Annotated in this window: 27 protein-coding genes and 1 pseudogene; 3 read left to right on the forward strand and 25 right to left on the reverse strand. The window is 60.9% G+C overall.

Features of this window, described 5'->3' with window-relative positions; translation table 11 throughout:
- Positions 1 to 111 precede the first annotated feature (111 nt).
- The 17 genes from AACY31_RS22715 to AACY31_RS22795 all read right to left on the reverse strand — a co-directional run bounded on the left by AACY31_RS22715 (position 112) and on the right by AACY31_RS22795 (position 13746).
- Positions 112 to 672, reverse strand: coding sequence for a DUF1285 domain-containing protein (locus AACY31_RS22715; protein WP_339505105.1), 561 nt, complete (start codon positions 670 to 672; stop codon positions 112 to 114).
- A 16-nt stretch (positions 673 to 688) separates the two neighbouring features.
- The gene (locus tag AACY31_RS22720) at positions 689 to 1294 is read right to left on the reverse strand and encodes a DUF4823 domain-containing protein (RefSeq protein ID WP_339482206.1); all 606 of its coding nucleotides are present in this window, start codon (positions 1292 to 1294) and stop codon (positions 689 to 691) included.
- Between the two features lie 228 nt (positions 1295 to 1522).
- Complete coding sequence (locus AACY31_RS22725) at positions 1523 to 2491, reverse strand: GTP 3',8-cyclase MoaA (protein ID WP_339482205.1); 969 nt, start codon at positions 2489 to 2491, stop codon at positions 1523 to 1525.
- 136 nt (positions 2492 to 2627) lie between these two features.
- Positions 2628 to 3266: a TetR/AcrR family transcriptional regulator gene (locus tag AACY31_RS22730; RefSeq protein WP_339482204.1), complete on the reverse strand. Its 639-nt coding sequence runs from the start codon at positions 3264 to 3266 to the stop codon at positions 2628 to 2630.
- 384 nt (positions 3267 to 3650) lie between these two features.
- On the reverse strand, positions 3651 to 4445 hold the full coding sequence (locus AACY31_RS22735) for a TatD family hydrolase (protein WP_339482203.1): 795 nt from the start codon (positions 4443 to 4445) through the stop codon (positions 3651 to 3653).
- A gap of 11 nt (positions 4446 to 4456) precedes the next feature.
- Positions 4457 to 4813: a PilZ domain-containing protein gene (locus AACY31_RS22740; protein WP_339482202.1), complete on the reverse strand. Its 357-nt coding sequence runs from the start codon at positions 4811 to 4813 to the stop codon at positions 4457 to 4459.
- A 32-nt stretch (positions 4814 to 4845) separates the two neighbouring features.
- Positions 4846 to 5832, reverse strand: coding sequence for a DNA polymerase III subunit delta' (locus AACY31_RS22745; protein WP_339482200.1), 987 nt, complete (start codon positions 5830 to 5832; stop codon positions 4846 to 4848).
- Positions 5825 to 6457: a dTMP kinase gene (gene tmk / locus AACY31_RS22750; protein ID WP_339482199.1), complete on the reverse strand. Its 633-nt coding sequence runs from the start codon at positions 6455 to 6457 to the stop codon at positions 5825 to 5827. The genes AACY31_RS22745 and tmk overlap by 8 nt, the downstream gene beginning before the upstream one ends.
- Positions 6458 to 6477: 20 nt before the next feature.
- Positions 6478 to 7587, reverse strand: a complete 1110-nt coding sequence (gene mltG, locus AACY31_RS22755; protein WP_339505106.1) for an endolytic transglycosylase MltG — start codon at positions 7585 to 7587, stop codon at positions 6478 to 6480.
- A 3-nt stretch (positions 7588 to 7590) separates the two neighbouring features.
- The gene (gene pabC, locus AACY31_RS22760; protein WP_339482197.1) at positions 7591 to 8406 is read right to left on the reverse strand and encodes an aminodeoxychorismate lyase; all 816 of its coding nucleotides are present in this window, start codon (positions 8404 to 8406) and stop codon (positions 7591 to 7593) included.
- On the reverse strand, positions 8406 to 9650 hold the full coding sequence (fabF, locus tag AACY31_RS22765) for a beta-ketoacyl-ACP synthase II (protein WP_339482196.1): 1245 nt from the start codon (positions 9648 to 9650) through the stop codon (positions 8406 to 8408). The genes pabC and fabF overlap by 1 nt, the downstream gene beginning before the upstream one ends.
- 108 nt (positions 9651 to 9758) lie before the next feature.
- Complete coding sequence (acpP, locus tag AACY31_RS22770) at positions 9759 to 9995, reverse strand: acyl carrier protein (protein ID WP_339482194.1); 237 nt, start codon at positions 9993 to 9995, stop codon at positions 9759 to 9761.
- A 191-nt stretch (positions 9996 to 10186) separates the two neighbouring features.
- Positions 10187 to 10930, reverse strand: a complete 744-nt coding sequence (fabG, locus tag AACY31_RS22775; protein ID WP_339482193.1) for a 3-oxoacyl-ACP reductase FabG — start codon at positions 10928 to 10930, stop codon at positions 10187 to 10189.
- 15 nt (positions 10931 to 10945) lie between these two features.
- Entirely contained in the window at positions 10946 to 11884 is a 939-nt protein-coding gene (fabD, locus tag AACY31_RS22780; protein WP_003204258.1) for an ACP S-malonyltransferase, read from the reverse strand.
- A gap of 123 nt (positions 11885 to 12007) precedes the next feature.
- Entirely contained in the window at positions 12008 to 13018 is a 1011-nt protein-coding gene (plsX, locus tag AACY31_RS22785; protein ID WP_339482189.1) for a phosphate acyltransferase PlsX, read from the reverse strand.
- Positions 13019 to 13022: 4 nt separating this feature from the next.
- On the reverse strand, positions 13023 to 13205 hold the full coding sequence (rpmF, locus tag AACY31_RS22790; RefSeq protein WP_003179396.1) for a 50S ribosomal protein L32: 183 nt from the start codon (positions 13203 to 13205) through the stop codon (positions 13023 to 13025).
- Between the two features lie 13 nt (positions 13206 to 13218).
- Positions 13219 to 13746 carry a YceD family protein gene (locus tag AACY31_RS22795; RefSeq protein WP_003204262.1) on the reverse strand — a complete coding sequence of 176 codons (528 nt, stop codon included), beginning with the start codon at positions 13744 to 13746 and terminating at the stop codon, positions 13219 to 13221.
- A gap of 105 nt (positions 13747 to 13851) precedes the next feature.
- Here AACY31_RS22795 and AACY31_RS22800 point away from each other — a divergent pair, with 105 nt between their 5' ends.
- A complete protein-coding gene (locus AACY31_RS22800; protein WP_339482188.1) occupies positions 13852 to 14430 on the forward strand; it encodes a Maf family protein in 579 nt (192 codons plus the stop codon).
- Positions 14431 to 14483: 53 nt separating this feature from the next.
- Here the strand turns inward: AACY31_RS22800 and AACY31_RS22805 are convergent, their stop codons facing one another.
- Genes AACY31_RS22805 through rluC form a run of 3 tightly spaced genes read right to left on the reverse strand, consistent with a single transcriptional unit; the run spans position 14484 to position 17102 of the window.
- Positions 14484 to 15473: a S49 family peptidase gene (locus tag AACY31_RS22805; protein WP_339505107.1), complete on the reverse strand. Its 990-nt coding sequence runs from the start codon at positions 15471 to 15473 to the stop codon at positions 14484 to 14486.
- A gap of 20 nt (positions 15474 to 15493) precedes the next feature.
- Positions 15494 to 16156, reverse strand: a complete 663-nt coding sequence (locus AACY31_RS22810) for an HAD-IIIA family hydrolase (protein ID WP_339482185.1) — start codon at positions 16154 to 16156, stop codon at positions 15494 to 15496.
- Complete coding sequence (gene rluC, locus AACY31_RS22815) at positions 16146 to 17102, reverse strand: 23S rRNA pseudouridine(955/2504/2580) synthase RluC (protein WP_339482184.1); 957 nt, start codon at positions 17100 to 17102, stop codon at positions 16146 to 16148. The genes AACY31_RS22810 and rluC overlap by 11 nt, the downstream gene beginning before the upstream one ends.
- A 698-nt stretch (positions 17103 to 17800) precedes the next feature.
- Between rluC and rne the strand changes: the two genes are divergently transcribed.
- On the forward strand, positions 17801 to 20989 hold the full coding sequence (gene rne / locus AACY31_RS22820) for a ribonuclease E (protein WP_339492188.1): 3189 nt from the start codon (positions 17801 to 17803) through the stop codon (positions 20987 to 20989).
- Between the two features lie 183 nt (positions 20990 to 21172).
- On the opposite strand, the gene AACY31_RS22825 is transcribed toward rne, so the two are convergent.
- The 5 genes from AACY31_RS22825 to AACY31_RS22845 all read right to left on the reverse strand — a co-directional run bounded on the left by AACY31_RS22825 (position 21173) and on the right by AACY31_RS22845 (position 26142).
- The gene (locus AACY31_RS22825) at positions 21173 to 21763 is read right to left on the reverse strand and encodes a nucleotidyltransferase family protein (RefSeq protein ID WP_339505108.1); all 591 of its coding nucleotides are present in this window, start codon (positions 21761 to 21763) and stop codon (positions 21173 to 21175) included.
- A 35-nt stretch (positions 21764 to 21798) separates the two neighbouring features.
- A complete protein-coding gene (locus AACY31_RS22830) occupies positions 21799 to 22755 on the reverse strand; it encodes an XdhC family protein (RefSeq protein WP_339505110.1) in 957 nt (318 codons plus the stop codon).
- A complete protein-coding gene (locus tag AACY31_RS22835) occupies positions 22755 to 25070 on the reverse strand; it encodes a xanthine dehydrogenase family protein molybdopterin-binding subunit (RefSeq protein WP_339505112.1) in 2316 nt (771 codons plus the stop codon). The genes AACY31_RS22830 and AACY31_RS22835 overlap by 1 nt, the downstream gene beginning before the upstream one ends.
- Entirely contained in the window at positions 25067 to 25537 is a 471-nt protein-coding gene (locus AACY31_RS22840) for a (2Fe-2S)-binding protein (RefSeq protein ID WP_339482175.1), read from the reverse strand. The genes AACY31_RS22835 and AACY31_RS22840 overlap by 4 nt, the downstream gene beginning before the upstream one ends.
- 179 nt (positions 25538 to 25716) lie before the next feature.
- A complete protein-coding gene (locus AACY31_RS22845) occupies positions 25717 to 26142 on the reverse strand; it encodes a hypothetical protein (RefSeq protein WP_339505113.1) in 426 nt (141 codons plus the stop codon).
- On the opposite strand from AACY31_RS22845, the pseudogene AACY31_RS22850 reads away from it, so the two are divergent.
- Positions 26141 to 26429: pseudogene (locus tag AACY31_RS22850) on the forward strand (type VI secretion system tip protein VgrG); the annotation flags it as partial. The gene AACY31_RS22845 and the pseudogene AACY31_RS22850 sit on opposite strands and share 2 nt — an antisense overlap.

The raw sequence follows: 26429 nt of genomic DNA on the forward strand, positions 1-26429 counted from the left end.
TTGAATTTTGCCTACCACTGTGGGAGCGAGCCTGCTCGCGATAGCGGTGGGTCAGTTGAGAAGAGGTTGGATGTGCCGGCGCCTTCGCGAGCAAGCCCGCTCACACAGGGGTTATGGTTCCAGGCCGATGGGGAAAAATTCGCCGCCGCTCCACACGCCCAACCAGCGCTGCCCATCGATCTCGCGGCTGACCGCCAGCTCCACCAGTTGGTAGAACACGTTTCGATGGATCAGCGCTTCGAGATTGCTGCGCACATGCACGTAGGGCGCGGGCTCCTGGCTCTGGGGATCGATCACCACCCGCAGCGGATGCTCGGCACCGGCCTCGGTGGTTTCCTCGACATTGGTGGTGAAGCGCAATAACTGCCCTTCCCCCTGCCCTTCGACCTCAAGGATCACGGCCACGAATGGCGCGTCATCAACCTTGATACCGACTTTTTCCACAGGGGTAATCAGAAAGTAATCATCGCCGTCGCGGCGGATGATGGTGGAGAACAGCTTGACCATCGGCTTTCGTCCGATGGGCGTACCCAGGTAGTACCAGGTGCCGTCCCGGGCGATGCGCATGTCGATGTGGCCGCAGAAGTCGGGATTCCACAAGTGGACCGGCGGCAGGCCTTTGGTCTTGGGGATCTGCCCCAGCAAATCATTGGCTTTTTGCGGTCCGCTCATGGTGACTCCTGATTATTTATTCGTCGCTCATCCCCAGCAGGCTGCGGGCATATTCACGCAAAGGCGTGGCGATGAGGTCCTGGGGCTGCTTGTCGTGCCACGTCAGTAAACCGCCGCGACTCTTGATACGTGCAGTATCAATCAAATACTGGGTGCTGGTCTCGATCAACATGATTTGAATGACGCTGGTATCGATACCCAAGCGATCCAAGGCTTCTTCATCCTGCCATTCGTCAGTGTTGCCGATGCGGTTGTCGGCCTTGGCGAAGCGGGTGTACAGCAAATAATGGGCCCCGGCGGAACGGGCTTCGCCCATGGCCTGATCGAGCCCTTCGGGGGTGCGGGCGCGACGGACCATGGGGAAATACTCGATGAAGCCATTGAAGGCTTCCTCGGCCACGACGTTGGGACGCGGATAGGCACTGCCTGGCGGAGCGAAAGCGCCCTGGGCGATGTAGATGAAGGAGTCGGGCTGAATACGCAGGTTGTTCACACGACGGCTGTCACTATGGTCCAGCAGGCCGGCGTCGCTCATGTGGTAACGAACACCTTCTCCCATGTCGCTGACATTCATGCAGCCACCAAGCGCCAAAACGGCCAGCAGCAAAACCAGGCTACGCATCCTACCCTCCAAAAACCGGTGTCGGAAAACCGGCGAATGGTCGTGGGATGCAGCTTTTGCGCCAGCTTGCAGGATGAGCGTGCGCGATAACCCGTAGGAGCTGCCGAAGGCTGCGATCTTTTGATCTTGATCTACTGGGCGTTCACTCACGACTCAATGGTTTGGGTAAAGATCGCAGCCTCGTTGCACTCGGCAGCTCCTACAGCAGAGGGCACTTGGTCGAGTCGGTCAACCGCCGATGATTTTCATGATGGTTGCGCCGCCGGAGAATGCCACTTCCTGCTTGTCCCCCAGCGCCTTGACCAACAAGCGCTGAAGCGCCGGCAATGCCTGGTGGCGCGGCTTGTCCAACAGGTCGCCGACGAAGTGACGGTTACTCGAAGACAGGCAGCCGTGCAGCCAGCCCGTGGAAGACAACCGCAGGCGCGAACAGGTACGGCAAAAAGGCACGCTTTCGTTGGCGATCACGCCAAAGTGCCCCTGCCCCGGTATCTCATAGCGCACCGCCGTAGCATCCACCGGCGCATCGGCTTGCAGATATTCGTACTGATCGCCGATCAGGCTGAGCAGTTGCTGGAGGCTGACGAACTGCTGCAGGAAGGCGTTGGAGTCGCTGGCCAGGTGTCCCATGCGCATCAACTCGATGAAACGTAACTCATAGCCACGTTCCAGGCAGTACTCGAGCAAAGGCATCACCTGGTCCAGGTTCTGCCCGCGCAACGGCACCATGTTGACCTTGATCTTCATCCCGGCGGCCCGGGCCTGTTCCATGCCGTCGAGCACGGTCGCCAGGTCGCCGCCACGGGCGATACTGCGAAACGCGGCGGGGTCCAGGGTGTCGAGGGAAACGTTGATGCGACGGATACCGGCATCTACCAGCAAGGGTAGTTTTTTCGCCAGCAACTGGCCATTGGTGGTCAGGCTGATGTCCTCCAGGCCCATCTGCCCCACCGCCATCATGAAACGCTCGAGCTTGGGGCTGACCAACGGTTCGCCGCCCGTGATACGCAGCCGCTCGATGCCGGCGGCTTCGATCAAATAGGCTACGCCACGCGCCATGGCCTCGGCCGACAGTTCATCCTGCGCAGCCACCAACCGCTTGCCGTCAGGCACGCAGTAGGTACAGGCGTAATTGCAGGCGGAGGTCAGGCTGATCCGCAGATTACGGAAACGCCTGCCTTGACGATCAACGATCATGGATCACTCCGGCACGAGAAAAATCGGACTTGCGAAAACTGACCTAGAAATCAAGATTTCGCAAGACCCAAGCCTGAGTATATTCCTGGGGCACTGCGCCATGTAAGCGGACATGGCGCAATAAGGCATCTGGATGTCAGTTGTTCGGGACGTCGGTATCGCGTTTGCGCTTGTTGCCCATGCGCACGCCAATGTCCATCAGGAACTGGAAGAAACCTTCCTGGTCTTCCAGCACGTTGCTCCAGAACGGCGAGTGATACAGCGCCACCGCGCCGTGCACCAGCGCCCAGGCAGCGCAGTAATGGAAATAAGGCGGCACGTCTTCGAGCTTGCCTTCGCTGATCCGGCCCTTGATCAGCAGGGTCAGGCGTTCGAAGTTCGAAGCACGGATCTTGTGCAACTCCTCGACCATCTCCGGCACCTGGTTGCCCTTCACCACCTTCTCTTCCAAGCGATCGAACAAGCGGTAGCGCTGCGGATCGCGCATGCGGAACTCGAAGTAGGCCCGGGACAGCGCCTCCTTGTCCTTGTCCACATCGGCCGAATGCAGCAGCTCGTTCAAATCACGCTCGTAGTCGAGCATCAGGCGCAGGTAGATCTCTGCCTTGGATTTGAAATGTTTGTAAATCGTGCCTTTGCCGATACCCACGGCATCCGCAATCATCTCGACGGTGACACTGTCTTCACCCTGGTCGAGGAACAACTTGAGCGCGATGTCGAGAATTTCCTGCTCGCGGCGGCGAAACTCACGGACCTTACGGGGTTCTTTGTGCATAAGAAAAAGGTCTGAAGGGTCAAAATTCGAAGCCGGGTATTATGCCTAACTTACGCAAAAATGCACGGATCATCCGTTCCCGGCCACTGTTCTTCACAAAACCGTACACACCCGGCTCGCCGTTTCTCACGCCAATGTGCCGCACCTGCAAGCTTTGGCGACAGTGAGAACTTATCCGAAGCAGGCGTATTCCAAATTTGTTTAAAAACCGCCCCGACCAGACTGGACGGGTTGGCATACTGATCAATACTTGAACTGTCGGCGCGACATCTCCCCCAAGTGACGCGACGATAAAGGTACCAACGGACCGCGTGCCTTTGTTTTACTCCTAATGGTCTTAACCCGGATTCACCCCCCAGAACCCGGGTTTTTTTTGCATGGAATTCAGGCTTGCACCGAACGCACGTGAGCCAGTGGAAACAATTGCTTAAAATTTTCCGTCGTCTGCTCGGCCAATCGCTCGTAGGACTCACCGCGCAGCATCGCCAGAAACTCTGCCACTTCCCGTACGTATTGCGGAAGGTTCGGCTTGCCACGATAGGGAATGGGCGCCAGGTAAGGCGAGTCGGTCTCCACCAACAACCGATCAGCCGGCACTTTGCTGGCAACGTCGCGCAATGCATCAGCATTGCGGAACGTGACAATCCCGGACAAGGAAATGTAATAACCCATGTCCAGGGCGGCCTTGGCCATGTCCCAGTCTTCGGTGAAGCAATGCAGCACCCCCGCCTGGGGCAGCGCGGCGTCACGCAGCAAGGCCAGGGTGTCGGCCCGGGCGCCACGAGTGTGGATGATCACCGGCTTGCCGGTTTTCCGGGCGGCCTCCAGGTGCAGCCGGAACGACGCCTGCTGCACGTCGGCGGCTTCCGGTTCGTAGTGATAGTCCAAGCCGGTTTCGCCGATGGCGACGACCCGTGGATGGTCCAGCTCACGCAGCAGCCAATCGAGCGCAGGCGCAGCGTCGGGTTGGACATCCAGCGGGTGGACACCGACCGAGCAATCGACATCGGCATAACGTTCGGCCAGAGCCTTGACGTCGGCGGCGTTGTCGACGCTGACGCCGATGCACAAGAAATGACCAACGCCCCGTTCACGGGCCGCGTCCAGCGCAGCATCCAGGGAACCGCCATGGGCAGCGAGGTCGAGACGGTCAAGGTGACAATGGGAATCTACAAGCATAAAAGGCCGGGCTACATCGTATGAGTGGAACGGTCGGACTGCAGGGAGCCGGCCAAGTGGGTTTCGATCTGATTGCGGGCTGAGTTGTCGCCGTCGCTGAATTGCACACCCACGCCGGCGGCCCGGTTGCCCTGGGCGCCTTTGGGCGTCATCCAGATCACCTTGCCGGCGACTGGAATCTTTTCCGCTTCATCCATCAGGCTCAAGAGCATGAACACTTCATCGCCCAAGCGATAATTCTTGTTGGTGGGAATGAATAGGCCGCCATTCTTGATGAAGGGCATGTAGGCGGCGTAAAGCACCGACTTGTCCTTGATAGTCAGGGACAGGATGCCGTTGCGGGGTCCGGGACTGACAGGTTCGTTCATACTGATCTCCGCTGCGATTGAGCTGAGTCTAGTCAGTTTCGACCAGGCAAACTCGCCCACTGCACCAACAGCGCCTCGAGCAACAACACCCGATTGAGGTTCGCTTTGCCCAGCACCTTCTGACGTTGGGCAAGAATCCAGTCCTGAATGTTCAAGATTTTATCCTGGCTGCTTTTTTGCGCCAGGTACTGGACCACCTTACGCATGTCCGCCAACCCCAGGCCGGCCTCGTCCTCGGTCAATTGGTAACGCAGGATCAGGCTCGACCAGTCGCAGAACCAGTCAAACAGCAAGAGCAACGGGATCGGGTTCCAACCCTCGGCCAGTTGCGTGGGGGATTGCTGCTGCTTGAGCAGTTTCTTGACCCCGTCCACCACCAAGGCCCGCTGCTCCCGCACGCCCTGGGCCTGCAGGCTGACAGCCGCCAGGGGCGAGCCGGCCGCCAGGGTCAGCAACTCGACACGCTCTTCATCGCTGCTGTCAGGTAAGGCCTGGGCCAGCCACTGCAGGCTCATCGCCTCGCTCGGCAGTGGGCAGGCCTGTTGCACGCAGCGACTCTTGATGGTCGGCAGCAAGCGACTGGGCTGGTGGCTGACCAGCAGCAGCACGGTATCGCCGGAAGGCTCTTCCAGACTTTTGAGCAAGGCGTTGGCGGCATTGATGTTCATCGACTCGACCGGCTCGATCAGCACCACCTTGCGCCCGCCCATCTGTGATGTCTGGACCACGAAGCTGACCAGGTCCCGAACCTGATCGACCTTGATCGCCTTGTCCGCCTCTTCCGGTTCCAGCACGTAATTGTCGGGATGGCTGCCCGCCTTGAGCAGCAGACAGGACTTGCACTCGCCGCAGGCATTCGAGACACCCGGACGCTGGCACAGCAGGCTGGCCATCAGGCGCTCGGCCAGTGCCCGCTTGCCGATGCCGGCCGGGCCATGCAACAGATAGGCATGGGCATGCTGGGCACGACCGGCCAGTTGCTGCCAGAGACCGTCCTGCCAGGGATAGGCTTCAGCCACGGACACGCTCCAGTAAACGCGGCAGCAAACCGTCCAGGGACTGTTGGACCTGGGTCAGCGGTTGCGCGGCATCGATCAGCAGGTAACGTGCCGGATCGGCCTTGGCGCGACTCAGGAAGGCACTGCGCACGGCGTTGAAGAAAGCCTGGCCCTCAAGCTCGAAACGATCGAGCCGACCACGGGCACTGGCGCGGGCCAGGCCGATTTCCACCGGCAGGTCGAACACCAGGGTCAAGTCTGGCCGCAGGTCACCCTGGACGAATGTTTCCAACGCGGCGATGCGCTCCACGGACAAGCCTCGGCCGCCACCCTGATAGGCATAGGTCGAATCGGTAAAGCGATCGCAGAGCACCACCGCGCCACGGGCCAGCGCCGGGCGAATCACCTCGGCCAGATGCTGTGCCCTGGCTGCGAACACCAGCAACAGCTCGGTGTCGGGGTTCATGACCTCGTCAATGGGCGCCAGCAGTACCTCGCGAATTCGCTCGGCCAGCGGTGTACCGCCCGGTTCGCGGGTCAACACCACCTCGATGCCGGCGGCCCGCAGGCGTTCGGCCAGGTATTCGCGGTTAGTGCTCTTGCCTGCACCCTCCGGGCCTTCCAGCGTTATAAACAAGCCAGTCACAGGCGATCCTTTATCAACGTTCATTGCGAGCTTGGCAGCTCGCTGGCATTCGGCTCGGGAGCAGATTGCTCGGGCGGCACCTGCTCGTCCGGCGTTGCCGGGGCCGGACTGGAGCGGTAATCGGCACGGCGCTTGAGTTGGAATTCGCGCACCGCGTGGTTGTGCGACTCCAAGTCATCGGAAAACACGTGGCTGCCATCACCGCGCGCGACGAAATAAAGGCTATTGCCCGACGCCGGGTTCAATGCCGCATGAATCGCTTCGCGTCCCACCATCGCAATCGGCGTCGGCGGCAAGCCCGGGATCAGGTAGGTGTTGTAGGGGTTTTCTTCTTTCAAATGGGCGCGGGTGAGTTTGCCGGTGTAGCGCTCGCCCAGACCATAGATCACCGTGGGATCGGTCTGCAGCAGCATGCCCAGGCGCATGCGCCGCACAAAGACGCCGGCAATCTGCGCCCGCTCCTGGGGCACACCGGTTTCCTTCTCCACCAACGACGCCATGATCAGCGCCTGATACGGCTGGGTGTAAGGCACCTCGGCGGCACGCTGCGCCCACTCCTTGGCGAGCACGTCTTCCAAGCGGTCGTAGGCTTTTTTCAGCAGGTCGACATCCGAGGTGCCGCGCACGAAGCGATAGGTGTCCGGGAAGAACCGGCCTTCGGGAAATATCCCGGAGTGACCAAGACGGTCCATGACCTGACTATCGCTCAGGCCAGTGAGGGTCTGCTGGAGTTTTTCATCCTTGGTCAGCGCGGCGCGCACCTGACGGAAATTCCAGCCCTCTACCAGCGTCACGCTGTACTGCACCACTTCTCCGCGTTTCCAGACGCCGATCAGGCCTTCCATGGTCATGCCCGGCACCATCCGATACTCACCGGAATGCAGTGGCTGACCGGCGAGATTCAAACGCCAATAGATCCGTAGCCAGAAGGCGTCCTTGATCAGGCCATCGGCTTCGAGGCGCTTGAAGGTTCCGGTCGGGGTGGTCCCGTTGGGCACGTCCAGCAATTCTTCCTGGGTGATGTTCAGCGGTTGTTGCAGCGCCGAATGAATCTTCCAGGCCGAAGCCCCCAACAACAGCCCTGCCAGAACCAGTCCAGTCTCCAGCAGCAGCAAAAATTTACGTCTCACGAATCAAACATCCAATAGCGCACGGGCAGGGGTTTGCAGTTTACGGGTGAGCGGGCCAACCGACCAGCGCGCAGAACCGCATCCACGTACCGGCCACACGCCATAAACGCTGTTGCAGACGAAGACTTCATCAGCCTGGTGCAACTGTTCGAGACTGATGTCCGTGATTTGCGTGGCGATGCCTTGGGACTTGGCTTGAAACAATAACTCTGCACGCATCACGCCGGCCACGCCGCAACGGCTCAGGTCCGCCGTGAACAACACGCCATCGCGCACCAGGAACAGGTTGCTGAACACACCTTCGATCACCCGCCCGGACGTATCCAGCATCAGGCCTTCGGCGTACTGCCCATCGCTCCACTCGGCACGAGCCAGCACTTGTTCCAGACGATTGAGGTGCTTGAGGCCGGCGAGCAAGGGCTGCTCGGACAACCGCACGCGGCAGGGAAACAGAAGAACGCCTTGTTCGGCATAGGCGTCGGGATAAGCAGCTGGTGGGTTCCCTTGCAGGATGCGTCGGGCCGGGGTCGAGGGATCTGCGGCATAACCGCGCAGACTGTCGCCACGGGTCACGATCAGCTTCAACACGCCGGCGCCCAGGCTCCGGGCATAGGCATTCAGCTCGCTGCTCAACGCGATCATGTCGACGTTGAGCGCCAACCGCCGGCAACCGGCTTCCAGGCGTTGCAGATGACGGTCCAGCAACACTGGCCCGCCATCGTGCACGGCGAGAGTCTCGAACAACCCATCGCCGTAAGCCAGGCCACGATCTTTCAGCGACAGGACGTCGGCCGGCAGACCGTCGACCCAGCTTTCCATCAACCGGCGAACCGGCGGAACACTAGCGAACCGTTGGTCCCGCCAAAGCCGAAGGAGTTGGACAGCACCACATCGATGTCCATGCTGCGGGCAGTGTGCGGCACGAAGTCCAAGTCGCAGCCTTCGTCCGGCTCATCGAGGTTGATGGTCGGCGGCGCTGTCTGGCTGTTGATCGCCAGGACACTGAAGATCGCTTCCACCGCCCCTGCCGCACCCAGCAGGTGACCGGTCATGGACTTGGTGGAACTGACCGCCAACTTGTACGCGTGCTCGCCGAACACGGTCTTGATTGCCTGGGCCTCGGCCAAGTCACCGGTCGGGGTCGAAGTTCCGTGGGCGTTGATGTACTGCACCTGCTCGCCGTTGAGTTTCGCATCACGCAAGGCGTTGGCGATGCAACGGGCAGCACCGGCGCCATCGGCCGGTGGCGACGTCATGTGGTACGCATCGCCACTGGTGCCAAAGCCGATCAGCTCGGCATAGATGGTCGCGCCACGCGCCTTGGCGTGCTCCAGTTCCTCGAGCACCAGCGCACCGGCACCGTCGGACAACACGAAGCCATCGCGGCCCTTGTCCCACGGCCGGCTCGCGCGGGCGGGCTCGTCGTTGCGGGTCGACAGCGCACGGGAAGCGCCAAAGCCACCCATGCCCAGACCACAAGCCGCCATCTCGGCGCCACCGGCAATCATCACGTCAGCTTCGTCGTACATGATGTTGCGCGCGGCCATGCCGATGCAGTGGGTACCGGTGGTGCACGCCGTGGCAATCGCGTAGTTGGGGCCCTGGGCACCTAGGTGGATGGACAGGAAACCGGAAATCATGTTGATGATCGAGCCCGGCACAAAGAACGGAGAAATCCGTCGTGGCCCCGATTCGTGCAGCGTACGGCTGGTTTCTTCTATATTGGTCAAGCCGCCAATACCCGACCCCATGGCCACGCCGATGCGTTCACGGTTGGCGTCGGTGACCTCCAACCCGGCGTTGCGCACGGCCTGGAAACCGGCTGCCAGGCCGTATTGAATGAACAGGTCAAGCTTGCGAGCTTCCTTGACCGACAGGTATTCCTCGACATTGAAGCCTTTTACCGAGCCGCCAAAACGGGTGGAATAGGCAGAAAGGTCGGTGTGTTCGATCAGACCAATGCCACTGCGGCCAGCCAGAATGCCCTGCCAACTGCTTGGCACATCCGTGCCCAGTGGCGACAACATACCCATACCGGTGACTACGACGCGTCTACGCGACACAGCACTCTCCTTTTTCTAATGACGACGTTGTATCAGGCCTAAAGAAAAAACCGCACGCCGTGATGGCAGTGCGGTTTTTCCATGACAGCTAGCGACGACTAAAAACGATTACCCCTGGTGGCTGGTAACGTAGTCGATAGCAGCTTGTACAGTAGTGATCTTTTCAGCTTCTTCGTCAGGAATCTCGGTCTCGAATTCCTCTTCCAGAGCCATCACCAGCTCAACAGTGTCAAGGGAGTCGGCACCCAGGTCTTCAACGAAGGAAGCGCTGTTCACAACTTCTTCTTCTTTAACGCCCAGTTGCTCGGCAACGATTTTCTTGACGCGCTCTTCGATGGTGCTCATACCTTGTTTTCACTCCTAATGGACAAATTCAGGCAGCTGGCCGGTGGGTAAGTGTATAGAAGAACTTTTCGGTTTTTCAACCGAAAGCTTCACTCCTCAAACCCTGCGGCCCGCCGTCTATAAATTGATTGCAGCTTTATAACGGATTTTAGACAGCTCGTATGACATTTTTTTGAAGCAGTCCGTCACATTTAACTCATGTACATCCCGCCGTTTACCGGGATTGTAGCCCCGGTCACGTATGCCGCACCATCCGACGCAAGAAAAGCGACCACGGACGCGATTTCTTGAGCTTGCCCCAGACGACCCAGCGGAATCTGCGTCAACAAGGCTTCACGCTGTGCTTCTGGCAGTTCACGGGTCATGTCGGTGTCGATGAAACCCGGTGCAACCGAGTTTACCGTAATCGAGCGCGAACCCACTTCACGCGCCAGCGCACGACTGAAACCTTCCAGACCGGCCTTCGCCGCAGCATAGTTTACTTGGCCTGCGTTGCCCATGGCACCCACAACCGAACCGATACTGATAATTCGACCCCAGCGAGCCTTGGTCATGCCACGCAAAACGCCCTTGGACAGCCGGTACAGACTGTTCAGGTTGGTGTCGATCACGTCGAACCATTCGTCATCTTTCATGCGCATCATCAGGTTATCGCGGGTGATACCGGCATTATTGACCAGGATCGCCGGCGCACCGAACTGTTCCTGAATGTTTGCCAGTACCGCCGCAACGGATTCGTCGCTGGTGACATTCAGCTCAAGGCCGGTGCCTTGGATGCCGTTTTCCTTCAGGGTCGCAGCGATACGCTCGGCGCCCGAAGCGGAAGTCGCGGTGCCGATAACGATGGCGCCTTGACGACCCAGTTCCAGGGCGATGGCCTGGCCGATGCCACGGCTTGCACCGGTCACCAGTGCAACTTTACCTTGCAGACTCATGCAAGCTTCTCCTGTTCAGGCCTGCGCTGCACGGGCGGCAGCGAAGGCGTCTGGGGTGTTGAGGTTGGAAGTCGACACGCCTTCGGCGCAGCGTTTGTTCAGGCCTGCCAGCACTTTGCCAGGGCCGCATTCGACCAGCTCGGTCGCGCCCTTGGCCGCCAGGGTCTGCACCGATTCGACCCAGCGAACCGGCTTGTAGAGTTGCTCCAGCAGATCACGCTTGAGGGTCTCGAGGTCCGGCGCCACGTTGGCGCTGACGTTCTGCACCACGGGAATCTGCGGGGCCTGCCAGTCGATGGCAGCGATGGACTCGGCAAAGCGCTCGGCAGCTGGACGCATCAGTTCGCAGTGCGACGGCACGCTGACCGGCAACGGCATGGCGCGCTTGGCGCCACGGGCCTTGCAACCCTCGATGGCGCGCTCGACAGCGGCCTTGGCACCGGCGATGACCACTTGGCCCGGGGAGTTGAAGTTCACCGCACTGACCACGTCGCCTTGCGCCGCCTCGGCACAGGCGGCCAGCACATCGGCATCTTCCAGGCCGAGGATCGCGGCCATGCCGCCCTGCCCGGCCGGAACCGCTTCCTGCATCAACTGGCCACGACGCTCCACCAGCTTTACCGCGTCGCCCAGGCTCAGGCTGCCAGCGGCTACGAGGGCGCTGTATTCGCCCAGGCTATGACCGGCGACGAATGCCGGACGCGCGCCGCCTTCAGCCAGCCACAGACGCCACAATGCGATCGAGGCAGTCAGGATCGCTGGCTGGGTTTTATCGGTTTGATTAAGGCGCTCTTCCGGCCCTTGCTGGGTCAGCGCCCAGAGGTCATAGCCGAGCGCATCGGAAGCTTCTTTGAATGTTTCGAGGATCAGCGGGTATTGCGCGCCCAGCTCGGCCAGCATGCCGAGGGACTGCGAGCCCTGTCCTGGAAAGACGAATGCGAGGGAAGCAGACATGAAAACAAAGCCCCTAATGATCTTGTCGTCAAAAATTGACGCCCCTGGGGGCGCTAGGAAACTGAGAATTGGATGGCGGGTTGAACCGACCGGTCACATTTAAGCATTCTCGGACGAAAACACCTAAGTTAACAAATCCTCGAGGCGACCGTGCAGGCGCTCCGGCAGGTTTTCCTGGATCTCGATCACTGCCCGGTTGATCGCGCTCTGGAAACCCTGCACGCCCGCCGAACCATGGCTCTTGATCACAATCCCCTGCAATCCGAGGAAACTCGCACCGTTGTGCCGCGCCGGCGCCAGATCGGCCTGCAACCGACGCATCAAAGGCAGCGCCAAGGCGCCGACTACCCGCGAGGCGAAGCTCTGCTTGAACAAGGTCTCGATACGCTGGCCGATCATGGTCGCCAGGCCTTCGCTAGACTTGAGCAGGATATTGCCAACAAAACCATCGCACACCACCACATCAGCCTCGCCACGGTACAAGCCATCGCCTTCGACGAAACCGATGTAGTTAATGCCCCGCGCGCCCTGCAGCAACGCAGCCGCCAGTTTGACCTGCTGGTTGCCCTTGATGTCTTCGGTGCCGATATTTAGCAACGCCACACGAGGGCGCGCGATGCCCAGGGTTTGCGCCGCGACCGAGCCCATCACCGCAAACTGCAGCAAATGTTCGGCACTGCAATCGACGTTGGCCCCCAGGTCGAGCAGCTGACAAAACCCACGCTGAGTCGGAATCGCCGCCACCATCGCTGGCCGATCGATACCCGGCAAGGTCTTGAGCATGTAGCGCGACAGCGCCATCAACGCACCGGTGTTGCCAGCACTGACGCATGCCTGGACCTTACCATCGCGCAGCAGCTCAAGGGCTACCCGCATCGAGGCGTCAGGCTTGCCGCGCAGGGCCTGGGCAGGCTTATCGTCCATGGTGATGATTTCGGACGCCGGAGCAATGGTCAGGCGCGCACGATCCACAGCCGATTGGCCGCTGAGCATTTCTTCTAGGAGGGAGGGTTGACCGACGAGGGTCAGGTGCAGCGAGGGCGTAGCATTCAGACAAGCAAGGCTGGCCTGAACAATGCTGCGGGGACCGAAGTCCCCGCCCATTGCGTCAATCGCGATGACTTGAGCGGACAAGTGATTACTCGTCGGCGCCCTTGTCGATCACTTTACGGCCACGGTATACGCCTTCTGGCGATACGTGGTGACGCAGGTGAACTTCACCAGTGGTTTTTTCTACAGACAGGGTGCTAGCCTCGAGAGCGTCGTGCGAACGGCGCATGTCACGGGCAGAGCGGGATTTTTTGTTCTGCTGAACAGCCATAATTGATTAACTCCTAAACGTTTGGGTCACGCTTTAACTGCGCCAATACACTGAACGGGTTGGACCGCGTTACCTCGTCCTCGCTCGGTTCGGGCTCATCTGCTCCCGCCGGCTGCTGGCATTCTTCCGGATGATGAGCAGGCACAATGGGCAAGGCGAGCAGAAGCTCCTCCTCGATCAGTGACTGCAGATCCAATGGATCTTCGCCCAGTTCCAGCACGTCATAACCTTTCGGCAACGACTGGGTATTCGCACCCTCCTTCACCACGGCGTAACTGCATTCGCTGTGGATCGGCAGGGTGACCAGCTCAAGACAACGCTGGCAAACCATTTTGACTTCAGTGTCGATAAAGCTGTGGATAACCACAGATTTACGTTCATCTCGTTCAAAAACGAATTTGGCCTGGACCGTACCGACATCGTCGGAAAGCGGGTCGCAGAGTCTCTTCAAATCGGCCAGCAGCAGTTCACCTTGAAGGGTGGTGCCACGGTCAGCCAATTTGCGCGGGTCAACGTGAGGTGGAATCGGGTCATTCAACATAGGCGCAGCATTATAGGGATGCCCCCAGCCATGTCAAAGGAAATTCAGCCCTGTCCGTCACTTGCGCACCTCGCTAGAATTCACCCCTACCTCTTGGAGCCGCCCATGCTGCCTTTATTACTTGCCTCAAGCTCGGTCTATCGCCGGGAATTGCTTGCCCGCCTGGGGCTGCCGTTCGCCTGCAGCTCACCCGACATCGACGAAAGCCATCGCCCCGGCGAGCCCGCCCACGAACTGGTCAAGCGCCTGGCCCGAGAAAAAGCCCTGGCACTGGCCGACAACTACCCGGCGCACCTGATCATCGGTTCAGACCAGGTCGCCGTGCTCGGCGAACGCATCCTGGGCAAGCCTCACACCCTCGAGAACGCGCGCAAACAACTGCTGGCTGCCAGCGGCACCAAGGTCACGTTCCTGACCGGCCTGGCACTGCTCAACAGCAAGACTGGCGACTACCAGGTCGACTGCATTCCATTTACCGTCACGATGCGCATCCTGACCTCAGAGCGCATCGAGCGCTACTTGCGCGCCGAGCAACCCTACGACTGCGCCGGCAGCTTCAAGGCCGAGGGGCTAGGCGTAAGCCTGTTCCAGAGCACCGAAGGGCCAGACGCCACCAGCCTGATCGGCCTGCCACTGATTCGCCTTGTGGATATGTTGCTGGACGAGGGCGTGCAGATACCCTAACTCTCGCCACAGAGAGCAGTGCCGGCCCTCCTACACGGAAGGCCTCAAGACAATCAGCGCAACGTCGGCCCCTGGAACCCCATCCACATCGCCAGATGCTCGGCGATGCTGGCGCCCAGTTTTTTCGAGAAACGATCGATCGGCGACTCTTCAATGGTGAAGTCCACCAACTCCTTCTCGCCAATCACGTCCCGAGCCACCGAACTGGCGCTACCCAGGCCATCGATCAAGCCCAGTGGCAACGCCTGCTCGCCCGACCAGACCAACCCGGAGAACAGCTCCGGATGCTCCTTGTCTTTCAGCCGCTCGCCCCGCCCTTTCTTGACGCTGGCGATGAACTGCTTATGGGTAGTGTCGAGCACGCCCTGCCAGAACACCGTCTCCTCGGGCTTTTGCGGCTGGAACGGATCAAGGAAGGATTTGTGCTCACCCGCGGTATAGACCCGCCGCTCCACCCCAAGCTTGCCCAACGTCTCAACGAAGCCATAACCGGCCGCCGTCACGCCAATGGACCCCACCAGGCTGGCCTTGTCGGCGTAGATCTGGTCCGCCGCACTGGCAATGTAATAGGCACCGGAGGCGCCGAGATCGGAAATCACCGCATAGACCTTGATATCCGGATGCGCCGCACGCAAGCGGACGATTTCGTCATAGACATAGCCGGCCTGCACCGGGCTGCCACCCGGACTGTTGATGCGCAGCACCACGCCCTTGACCTTCGAATCTTCGAATGCGGCCCGCAGACTGCCGATGATGTTGTCGGCGCTGGCCGCTTCCTTGTCGGCAATCATGCCCTCGACGTCGATAACCGCCGTATAAGCCTCACCACCTCCTGGCCCCTTCTTACCATCAAGCGCCTGGAAGATCATCGCCAAGCCGAAAAACAGATAGATAAAGACCAGGCACTTGAAGAAGATCCCCCAGCGGCGCGCACGACGCTGCTCCTCTACCCCGGCCAGCAGGGTCTTTTCCAGCAGTTTCCAGCTTTTATCGTCACCGCTGTCAGCGCTCGCTTTGGCCGGTGCCTTCCATTCATCGGTCATACATGCATCCTCAACAGACTTTAATCGGCGCGCTGGCTCAGCCAGGCGTGCAATTCAGGAAAATGATCAATCGCCAGTCGCGGCTCGAACGCCTTGAGCGCCTCGATAGACTGCGCACCATAGCTCACAGCCACCGACCCCATGCCGGCATTGCGCGCCATCTGCAAATCGAACGAGGAATCCCCCACCATCAATGCCTGCGCAGGCCGCATCTCACAATGAGCCAGTATCTGCTCAAGCATCAGCGGATGCGGCTTGCTGGCCGTCTCATCGGCGGCGCAGGTAATGTCGAAGTAATCGTCCCAACCATGGGCCCTCAATACCCGATCCAACCCGCGGCGAGCCTTGCCGGTCGCGACCGCCAAGCGATAACCCTCGCCCTTCAAGGTTTCAAGGGTATGAACCACGCCCTCGAACAACGGAGAAGGTTCGGCCTCTAGCGCAATGTAGTGATCAGCATAATGCTGGCGAAAACTCACCAACTCATCATCGTCAATCTCCGGGTACAAACTGCGAATCGCTTCCGGTAACCCCAGGCCGATAATGCCCTTCACCGCAAAATCATCGCACCGGGCAAAACCCGAGCGATCCGACGCGACATGCATCGACTCCACGATCCGACCAATGGAATTGGCAAGAGTGCCGTCCCAATCGAAGATCAGCAGCTTGTAATCAGGATGCACTCAACCGCTCCACGGTCTTGGCCCACATGTCATCCACTGGGGCTTGCAATTTCAGCTCACCACCATCGGGCAGCGGCACAGTCAGCATGTAAGCATGGAGAAACAGACGTTTGCCGCCCAGGTCGCGGATTTCCTTGGTGAAATCATCATCGCCGTATTTGCTGTCACCGGCAATGCAATGCCCGGCATGCAAGGTGTGGACACGGATCTGGTGAGTACGCCCGGTCACCGGCTTGGCCTCGACCAGCGTTGCAAAATCATCGAAACGACGCAGCACCTTGAATACCGTCAGCGCCTCCTTGCCCTCTTCGTTGACTTCGACCATGCGCTCGCCGGAACGCAGGTTGCTCTTGAGCAACGGCGCACGGACTTGCTTGATGGAGGTTTCCCAGCGGCCACGCACCAACGCCATGTAGCGTTTGTCAACGCCGTCGCCGCGCAACTGCTCATGCAGGTGACGCAACATACTGCGTTTCTTGGCGATCATCAGCAGGCCGGAGGTGTCACGATCGAGGCGATGGACCAGTTCCAGCTCCTTGGCGTCCGGACGCAATTGACGAAAGGCTTCGATCACACCGAAATTCAGGCCGCTGCCACCGTGAACTGCAATGCCCGCGGGCTTGTTGATCACGATCAAGGCCTTGTCTTCATAGACAATTGACGCTTCAAGGCGCTGCAGCAGCCCCTGGGCCAGAGGCACCGGCTCATCGCGCTCGGGCACGCGAACCGGTGGCACGCGCACGACATCACCGGCCTGCAGCTTGTACTCGGGCTTGATCCGACCTTTGTTCACCCGCACTTCGCCTTTGCGCACAATGCGGTAGATCAAGGTCTTGGGCACGCCTTTGAGCCGGGCCAGCAGGAAATTATCGATTCGTTGGCCGGCATATTCCGGCGAGACCTCGAGCAGTTGAACGCCAGGGGTCGAAGGGGCAGTAGTTGTCATGGCGGCGATCATAACAATTTTTTATGGAATTGAAGCACTTAATCATTGCTGCTATAGTCGCGAACGCCGCCAAAAGTGGCTGGACAGTGGACTAACGGTCAAAAACCGGCCCTGACCAACGCAATTCACGAGGACGAGAGGCCGTCCTACGGGGCTTTCGCTACGAACGGTAGAGTTTTCAGGTGTAACGAGCGCAGGTGACATGAGGCCTGAAATACGCCGCAAAGCAGAGTTTTGACTCGCCTTGCGCGCCACATTCACGGCCAGTTCACAAAGTGCAGTCAGCTGCGGACGACCCCGAGCGAATACTTCGGAAACAACGCCTAAATTAGCCATGATGCGTGACCTCCCCTTCCGGAGCTCACGGTAAATGCCAACCCGCTGCGGATTCTGCGCGCGGCAGCACCCGAATTATCAGGGATACGTGTAGGGTGGAGATGTACAACCGTCGGACTGTGTAGCACTAGGCTTATATATAGACGCTTCATCTCGTCCACAGGCGCCGGTTGATTCCTCCTCCTGACTGAGTGCTTGAGTACCAGCAAGCAGGACGCGTCCGTCGCGACTTCGCCATCATTGGGTCGAACTCGCTGGACACTGGAGTGGCCTTGCCATCTCCAGGACGCACCTGACACCGACCGTGAGAAGTCGTGTGTGCCGAACGCCGTTTCCGGCAGCCCGGAAACCGACGGTACTACATGAAAAGAATGCTGATTAACGCAACTCAACCCGAAGAGTTGCGTGTTGCACTGGTAGACGGCCAGCGCCTCTACGACCTGGATATCGAATCCGGTGCACGCGAGCAGAAGAAGGCCAACATCTATAAAGGCCGGATTACTCGCATCGAACCAAGCCTTGAGGCTGCCTTTGTCGATTTCGGCTCCGAGCGCCACGGCTTCCTGCCCCTCAAAGAAATCTCCCGCGAATACTTCAAGAAGGCCCCTGAAGGCCGCGTCAACATCAAGGACGTCCTGAGCGAAGGCCAGGAAGTCATCGTTCAGGTCGAAAAAGAAGAACGTGGCAACAAGGGCGCCGCCCTGACCACCTTCATCAGCCTGGCCGGCCGTTACCTGGTCCTGATGCCGAACAATCCGCGCGCCGGTGGCATTTCCCGCCGCATCGAAGGCGAAGAGCGCAACGAACTGCGTGAAGCCCTGAACGGCCTGGTTGCCCCGGCTGACATGGGCCTGATCGTGCGCACTGCCGGCCTGGGCCGCAGCAGCGAAGAAATGCAGTGGGACCTCGACTACCTGCTGCAACTGTGGACCGCCATCAAAGAAGCCTCGCTGGATCGCTCCGCGCCGTTCCTGATCTACCAGGAAAGCAACGTGATCATCCGCGCCATCCGCGATTACCTGCGCCAGGACATCGGCGAAGTGCTGATCGACAGCGTCGAAGCCCAGGACGAAGCCCTGACCTTCATTCGCCAGGTGATGCCGCAGTACGCCAGCAAGATCAAACTCTACGAAGACAGCGTTCCGCTGTTCAACCGTTTCCAGATCGAAAGCCAGATCGAGACCGCCTTCCAGCGCGTCGTCGAACTGCCGTCCGGCGGCTCCATCGTCATCGACCCGACCGAAGCCCTGGTGTCCATCGACATCAACTCGGCCCGCGCCACCAAAGGCAGCGACATCGAAGAAACCGCCTTGCAGACCAACCTGGAAGCGGCCGAGGAAATTGCCCGTCAGTTGCGCCTGCGCGACATTGGCGGCCTGATCGTCATCGACTTCATCGACATGACGCCGGCCAAGAACCAGCGCGCCGTGGAAGAAAAGGTCCGTGAATGCCTGGAAGCCGACCGCGCCCGCGTACAGGTCGGTCGCATCTCGCGCTTCGGCCTGCTGGAAATGTCCCGTCAGCGCCTGCGTCCGTCCCTGGGCGAAAGCAGCGGCATCGTTTGCCCGCGTTGCAACGGCACTGGCATCATCCGTGACGTCGAGTCGCTGTCCCTGGCGATCCTGCGCCTGATCGAAGAAGAAGCCCTGAAAGACCGCACCGCCGAAGTTCGCGCCCAGGTGCCGATCCCGGTGGCCGCATTCCTGCTCAACGAAAAACGCAACTCGATCACCAAGATCGAACTGCGCACCCGCGCCCGTATCGTCATCCTGCCGAACGATCACCTCGAGACACCGCACTTCGAAGTGCAGCGCCTGCGCGATGACAGCCCGGAAGCCCACACCAACCAGTCCAGCTACGAAATCGCTGCTGCCGCTGCCGAAGTGGAAGAAGTCCAGCCCGCCGCCGCCACTCGCACCCTGGTTCGCCAGGAAGCAGCGGTCAAGACCGCTCCGGCCCGCGCCAATGCTCCGGTTCCGACCGAAGTGGCCGCTCCGGTTGCCGCCCCGGCCGCTGCACCAGAACCAAGCCTGTTCAAAGGTCTGGTGAAGTCGCTGGTCAGCCTGTTCGCCACCAAGGAAGAACCCGAGGCCCCAGCCGCCGTCGCCAAGCCTGCCGCAACCGAGCGTCCGGCCCGCAACGAAGAACGCCGTAACGGTCGCCAGCAGACCCGCAACCGCAACGGTCGTCGCGACGAAGAACGCAAACCTCGCGAAGAACGTGCACCGCGTGAAGAGCGTGCGCCACGTGAGCCACGTGAAGAACGCCAGCCACGCGAAGCCCGTGAGGAAGCGCCAGCCGTAGCCCGCGAAGAACGCGCACCGCGTCCGCCGCGTGAAGAACGCCAGCCGCGCGCACCGCGTGAAGACCGCAAGCCACGTGGCGAGCGTGAAGAACGTGTTCGCGAACTGCGCGAGCCACTGGATGCCGCCCCGGCCGCTGCTGCCGCCACCGCTGAAGAGCGTCCGGCCCGCCCGCCTCGTGAAGAACGCGCACCACGTCCGCCACGTGAAGAGCGCCAGCCACGCGCCGAGCAGGCAGCCGCCGCTGCCAGCGAAGAAGAAGTGCTGAACGCCGAAGAGCAGTTGCAGGAAGACGGCCAGGACACCGCCGAAGGCGATCGTCCACGCCGCCGCTCCCGTGGCCAGCGTCGTCGCAGCAACCGTCGTGAGCGTCAGCGCGACGCCAACGGCAACGTGATCGAAGGTTCGGAAGAATCCGAGTCCACCGAGAACGCCGAAGCGCCAAGCGCTGCCGACCTCGCCGCCGGCCTGGCCGTGACTGCGGCCGTTGCCAGCAGCGCAATCAGCGCCCCGGCCGAAGCCCAGGCTCACGAACAGGCCGAACGCGCTACCTCTACGGTGGAAAGCGCGCCGGTTGCCGAAGCTCCGGTGGTCGAAGCCACTACCCCGGTAGAAGCCACTGCTTCGCCAGAAGTGGAAGTCGCCCCGACCCATGAAGCCCAGGCAGCTGAAACTGAAGTCGTCGCCGAGCCTGCACCGACCGTCGAGCAGCCAGTGGTAGCCGCTGAGCCGGCCTTCGAAGCATCGACCGAGGAAAAGGCAGCTGAGCCTGCTCGCGAGGAGCAGACTGCATTCAACTGGACCGCCGAGCCAGCCGCGCCAGCACCTGTTGTCGAGCCTGAGCCGACACCAGAGCCAGTGGCAACGGTCGAGCCAGAAGTGGTCGAGCCTGCTCCAGTGGTCGAAGTACCCGTGGTTGTCGAAGCACCTGCTTCGGTTGAAGCGCCTGCACCTGCCAGCGCCCTGACCGCGAACGGCCGCGCGCCGAACGATCCGCGTGAAGTGCGTCGTCGCAAGCGCGAAACCGAGCGTCTGCAGAAGGAAGCCGAACAAGCTGCCGCTCAAGCGCCTGCTGCCGAGCCCGCTCCCGTCGTGGAAGAAGTCGTCGAGGCAGCCCCTGCCCCGGTCGCTGAGACCCCGGCTGAATCGGCTCCGGCATTCGACGAACCTCAGCACACCGCTGAAGAAGTCGCGCCGCGTCACACTGAAGCCCTGGAAAAAGAGCACGAGCCTAAACCTCACGCCTGATTCCACCGCCCAGTAAAAAGCCCCGCCTGGTCATGCCAGGCGGGGCTTTTTTATGCCTTCATACTCATCCACAGCGGGTCTGGAATCGGGCACCAGACTTATATGTCGGGCTTGCTCGCGAAGGCGTCGGGCCAGCTTGCATCAGTGTTGAATGCCAGCTCCCACAAAGTTCTGCGCCACCTTCTATTTGAAGACCAGTGCCTCTGGCACATCGACATCCCACGTCACGCCTGGGTCATCCACCGACACTTCGACCACGTGCGCTCCGACAAACAATGCCTTGCCTCCCCGATCCCCGGTCAATGCCATCAGTTTCGGCCCAAACCCACGACCGAACCCCACCGGATGCCCGTACTCTCCTGCAAGCACCGGCACGCTGATGCCGTTCGCGCGGATCCCCGCCACCACCTGCTCGATGCTCGACGGCAGGATGAAGGGCATGTCGCCCAGCACTATCAACCAGCCATCAAGATCCGGGCAGGCATCGACGCCAGCGGCGATGCTGTCGCCCAAACCGGGCGAGTCCAGTTCCACGAAATCGCAGCCGTAGGCCTGGGCCATGCGAACGGCTTGCGGCCGGTCCTTGCTCGTCACCAGCACACGCTTTTCCAGGGCGGTTGGCAGATTCACCAGCACCTGTTCGATCACCGACCGCACAGCACCGTCACGCCCGGTGCAATCAGCCAGCAGTTTATCCTTGTCCGGCCCTGCAATACGGCGGAAACGGCTGCCCGATCCGGCCGCCAGAATGATCACGCCAATCGACTCGCTCATACACCCTCCTTGCCCACGCCTTACAGCGGCTTTTTCTACCGCAGTTCAACGCCATTCTTGATGGCCACGATTTCGGCCAGCAGCGACAAGGCGATTTCCGCCGGGGTGTGGCTGCCGATGTGCAAGCCGATCGGTCCATGCAAGCGTTCAATAGCCTCTGCTGACAAGCCTAGCTGAACCAGGTTGTCCCGGCGCTTCTGGCTGTTGACCCGCGACCCCAGGGCACCGACATAAAAAGCCTTGGAGTCCAGGGCCGTAAGCAGCGCCATGTCATCCAGACGTGGGTCATGGGTCAAGGCCACAATCGCGGTGCGCTCATCGGTCTGGATGCTCAACACCGCTTCGTCGGGCATCCCCGAGACGAAGCGGCCATGCTGCTCTTCCCAACCATAGACAAACTCCTTGCGCGGATCGCAAATCAGCACTTCGAAGTCCAGCAACCGAGCCATTTGCGCCACGTAGCGCGACAGTTGCCCGGCGCCGATCAGCAGCAGCCGCCAACGCGGACCGTATATGGCCCGCAGGACCTGCCCATCGAACACCAGGGCGTCGGTCTTGCTGGCCGGGGTCAGGACCACGTTGCCGCTGGCGACTGTCAGCTCACGAGCAACAATCTCATGGGCCTCGCAGCGTTCCAGCAATTGCGCGACCCAGTGTGGGTCGCCCACCCGCTCTTCGGTCAGACGCAGGGTGCCGCCGCACGGCAGGCCGAAGCGCGCCGCCTCTTCGCGGGTGACGCCATAGGTGATCAGTTGCACCGACGGACCGTCCGCCGGAATGCGACCGTCGTGCAGCCGAGCGATCAGGTCATCCTCGACACAACCTCCCGACACCGAACCAATCACCACGCCATCTTCGCGCAGGGCCAGCATCGCCCCCGGCGGCCTTGGCGCGGTGCCCCAGGTCTGGACCACAGTGAACAGCACCACCCGCTGCCCGGCGCGGCGCCACTCAAGCACGCTGCGCAGGACGTTCAGATCAACGCTGTCCATCAGGCCTTCGCCTGCTGCCAGCCCTGCAGCTGATAGCGCACGGGCAGGCTACGAATACGCTTACCGGTGGCGGCGAAAATCGCGTTGCACAGCGCCGGCGCAATCGGCGGCACACCCGGCTCGCCAACACCGCCCAACGGCACCTCGCCTGGCGGCGTGACCAGATGCACCGCCACTTCCTTGGGCGCCAGGGACATGCGCGCCACTTCGTACATATGGAAATTGTCCTGCTGCACCTTGCCGTCCTTGAAGCTGATTTCACCGACCATGGCATTGCCCAGGCCCATGACACAGGCGCCTTCGAACTGGGAACGGATGCGTTCGGGATTGATCTGCGGACCGCAATCCACGGCGATGTCCGCCTTGTGCACGATCACCGTGCCGTCGTCCTTGACCTCCACCTCGATCACCGCCGCCACGTAAGTGACGAAGCTGTAGTGCACCGCCAACCCCAGGCCACGGCCCTTGGGCAGCTCCCGCCCCCAACCGGCGGCCTTCGCAGCGGTTTCCAGCACGGTGCGGATCCGTGCCGTATCAATCGGATAACGCTCGGGGGATTCGCCATAGTTCCACTCTTCGCTCAAGGTACGCGGATCGATCTTACGGTCCGGCCCGAGCAATTTGACTTGGTACTTCAGCGGATCCTGGCCGGCCTTGTGGGCCAGTTCATCGATGAAACTCTGGATCGCGAAACCATGGGGGATGTTCGACACCGAGCGATACCACCCCACCCGGGCATGGGCCACCGCTTCGGGATTCTCCAGGCGCAGATTGGGGATGGCGTAGGCCATGTTGGTCACGCCCATGCCTATTTCGAACGGCGCCTCATGGGTCATGCCCGGCGCAAACAGTGCGGTGATGCTCGGCGCTACGGTGCGGTGCAACCAGCCGGACGGCATACCGTCCTGGTTCAGGCCGGCCTTGAGGTATTCGGCCGACACGGTGTGGAAATACGAATGATGGATGTCGTCTTCACGGGTCCATTGCACCCGTATCGGCTGGCCTGGAAACTCCTTGGCGAGCACGGCCGCTTCGACGACAAAGTCGGGTTTGGACTTGCGTCCGAAACCGCCGCCCAGCAACGTGATGTTCACCGTGACCTTCTCGAAAGGAATGCCCAGGCGTTCAGCGACACGTTCACGGGTCACCTGCGGGGCCTGGCTCGGTGCCCAGGCCTCGCATTGGCCGTCCTTGAACCGGGCGACGGCAACCATCGGTTCCATCGGTGATTGGGACAGGTGCGGCAAGTAATACGCCGCTTCCAGGGTCGAGTCGGCCTTGGCCAGCGCATCGTCGAGGTCGCCGCTGCTGCGCACGACTTTTCCGGGCTTGAGGGCCGCCGCTTCCAGCTCCTTGCGATAGGCAATGGAGTCATAACCGGCATTCGTGCCATCGTCCCATTGGATTTTCAACGCTTCGCGGCCCTTGATCGCCGCCCAGGTGTTCTTCGCCACCACCGCCACGCCGCCCAACGGCTGGAATTCCGAGGGCAGCGGGCGCCCTTCGATCTGCACCACCTTGACCACGCCCGGTACTTTCAGCGCCGCGCTGCTGTCCACGCTCTTGACCTTGCCACCATAGACCGGGGGACGCGCGATGACCGCATAGAGCATGCCGTCGAAATGCACATCGGCACCAAACACGGCACGACCGTTGACGATGTCTGCGCCATCGATGGCCCGGCTCGCCTCCTTGCCGATGTAGCGGAACTCCGAAGGCGACTTGAGGCGCAAGCTGTCACGCCCCGGCACCGGCAAGGTACTGGCAGCAGCGGCCAACTCGCCATAGCCCAGTTCACGCCCCGAAGGCTGGTGCAGCACTTTGTGCAGTTGCGCACGGCATTCACTCACCGGCACCTTCCACTGCGCAGCGGCGGCCAGTTCCAGCAGGGTCCGCGCAGCGGCACCGCATCGGCGCATCGGCTCGTACCAATGACGCATGCTGCGCGAGCCGTCGGTGTCCTGGTTGCCGAAGCGCGCCTCATCGGCCGGCGCCTGTTGCACCTTCACACGCGCCCAGTCGGCCTCCAGCTCATCGGCCACGACCATGCTCAGGCTGGTGCGCACACCCTGGCCCATTTCCGAACGGTTGCAGATCACGGTCACGCTGCCATCGGCGGCAATGCTGACGTACACCTTCGGGTCGTCGACCGCGCCATGGGGCATGCCCTCGGCGCCGAATTTCTTTTCCTCGGCAAAGGCATCGGGCAGGCCCCACGTGGCCGCCAGCACCAGCACACCGGTGGCGCTCGCGCCCCTGAGGAAACCACGGCGGCTGAGGTTGCTCAGCACGAAATCATCGGGCAAGCGGCTCATGCCTTGACCTCCGTCAGGTGAGTGGAGGCTTGGCGGATCGCGGTCTTGATCCGGTTGTACGTACCGCAGCGGCAGATGTTGCCGACCATGGCTTCTTCGATCTGCTCATCGCTCGGGTTGGGGTTGGTCTTGAGCAAAGCGGTGGCGGACATGATCTGCCCGCCCTGGCAGTAACCGCACTGGGCCACGGCGGTCTCGAGCCAGGCCTGCTGGACGATCTGCCCGACCGGGTCAGTGTGCAGCGCATCGATGGTGCTGATGTCCTGCCCTTTCACCGAGCCGATGGGCGTGATGCAACTGCGCGCCGGGGCGCCGTCGATGTGGATGGTGCAGGCGCCGCACAGGCCCATGCCGCAGCCGAATTTGGTGCCGTTGTAACCGGCCACATCCCGGATAGCCCACAGCAGCGGCATGTCCTCTGTCACATCCAGTTGATGGTCTTTTCCATTGAGTTTCAGGGTAATCATGGGCACGCCCGCATAGTGATCGAGTTATGGGGTCGAGCAATCTGCCGCCGGGTTGACGGTTCGGTTGTCGCAGACTGACTCAGGCTGATCGGACTCTCTTATGCCGGCGCACGCAGGCGTCTGCATCGGGCCTTTAGGAAGCGATGGTCGCATCGTTAGGAGGCTAAATTAACCCAGGATCACGCAAAACGCCCTGCACAATCCTGCACAAATGCTTGTGTGCAGAGTGTGCAGGGCGTTTTGATGCCGAGTTCTACCCCAAGCAAAATACCCTCACGACCCAATACCCCGTTCCCTCCCCCGCTTATTTCTGTAGGCAAATTAACTCCATGTGGGTCGTTTCCTAAGAAATTGCGCCCTTCCCCTATAGGAAGCGTCCCAAACGTCGCCGAACCCGATGCGAAAAGATGGAACCATCCTTTGAGCTGATTCACGCTGACCACCCTTGAAAAACCAATCCCTGCGCAAAGACGCAGGCACCAAGGGAAGTCATGCCTGCCAACCGTTCTGAAAAACGCAAAGTCGATTTCAATCAAAACAACGCTGACAAGGTTTTGTCCCCCTCGCTGAAACAAGCGATGGGACACCGTTGGAGTGATCAGCATGCCTGACCAGCGCCCAACCTTCTTCGACCACAGCCGCCACACCCTCAGCGTCTACAACCTCAAAGCCCGCCTCGACGTCCTGGCCTTCGTCGGCGAAGAGCACCTGAGTCGTCCCTACCATTACCGCATCGAGTTCACCTGCACCGAGCGCGACCTGGCCGCCACCGACCTGCTCAACCAGGGCGCGCATTTCAGCCTGTACCCGCTGCCGCCACCGCCGACACCGAAGGGCTTCAAACCGCCGGTGATCAAGCCGCTGCGCACCTTCCACGGTGCGGTCACCGAGT

Origin of the sequence: Pseudomonas sp. RL_105y_Pfl2_101 (assembly GCF_963970585.1) — a bacterium.
In the GTDB taxonomy this organism is placed as follows: domain Bacteria; phylum Pseudomonadota; class Gammaproteobacteria; order Pseudomonadales; family Pseudomonadaceae; genus Aquipseudomonas.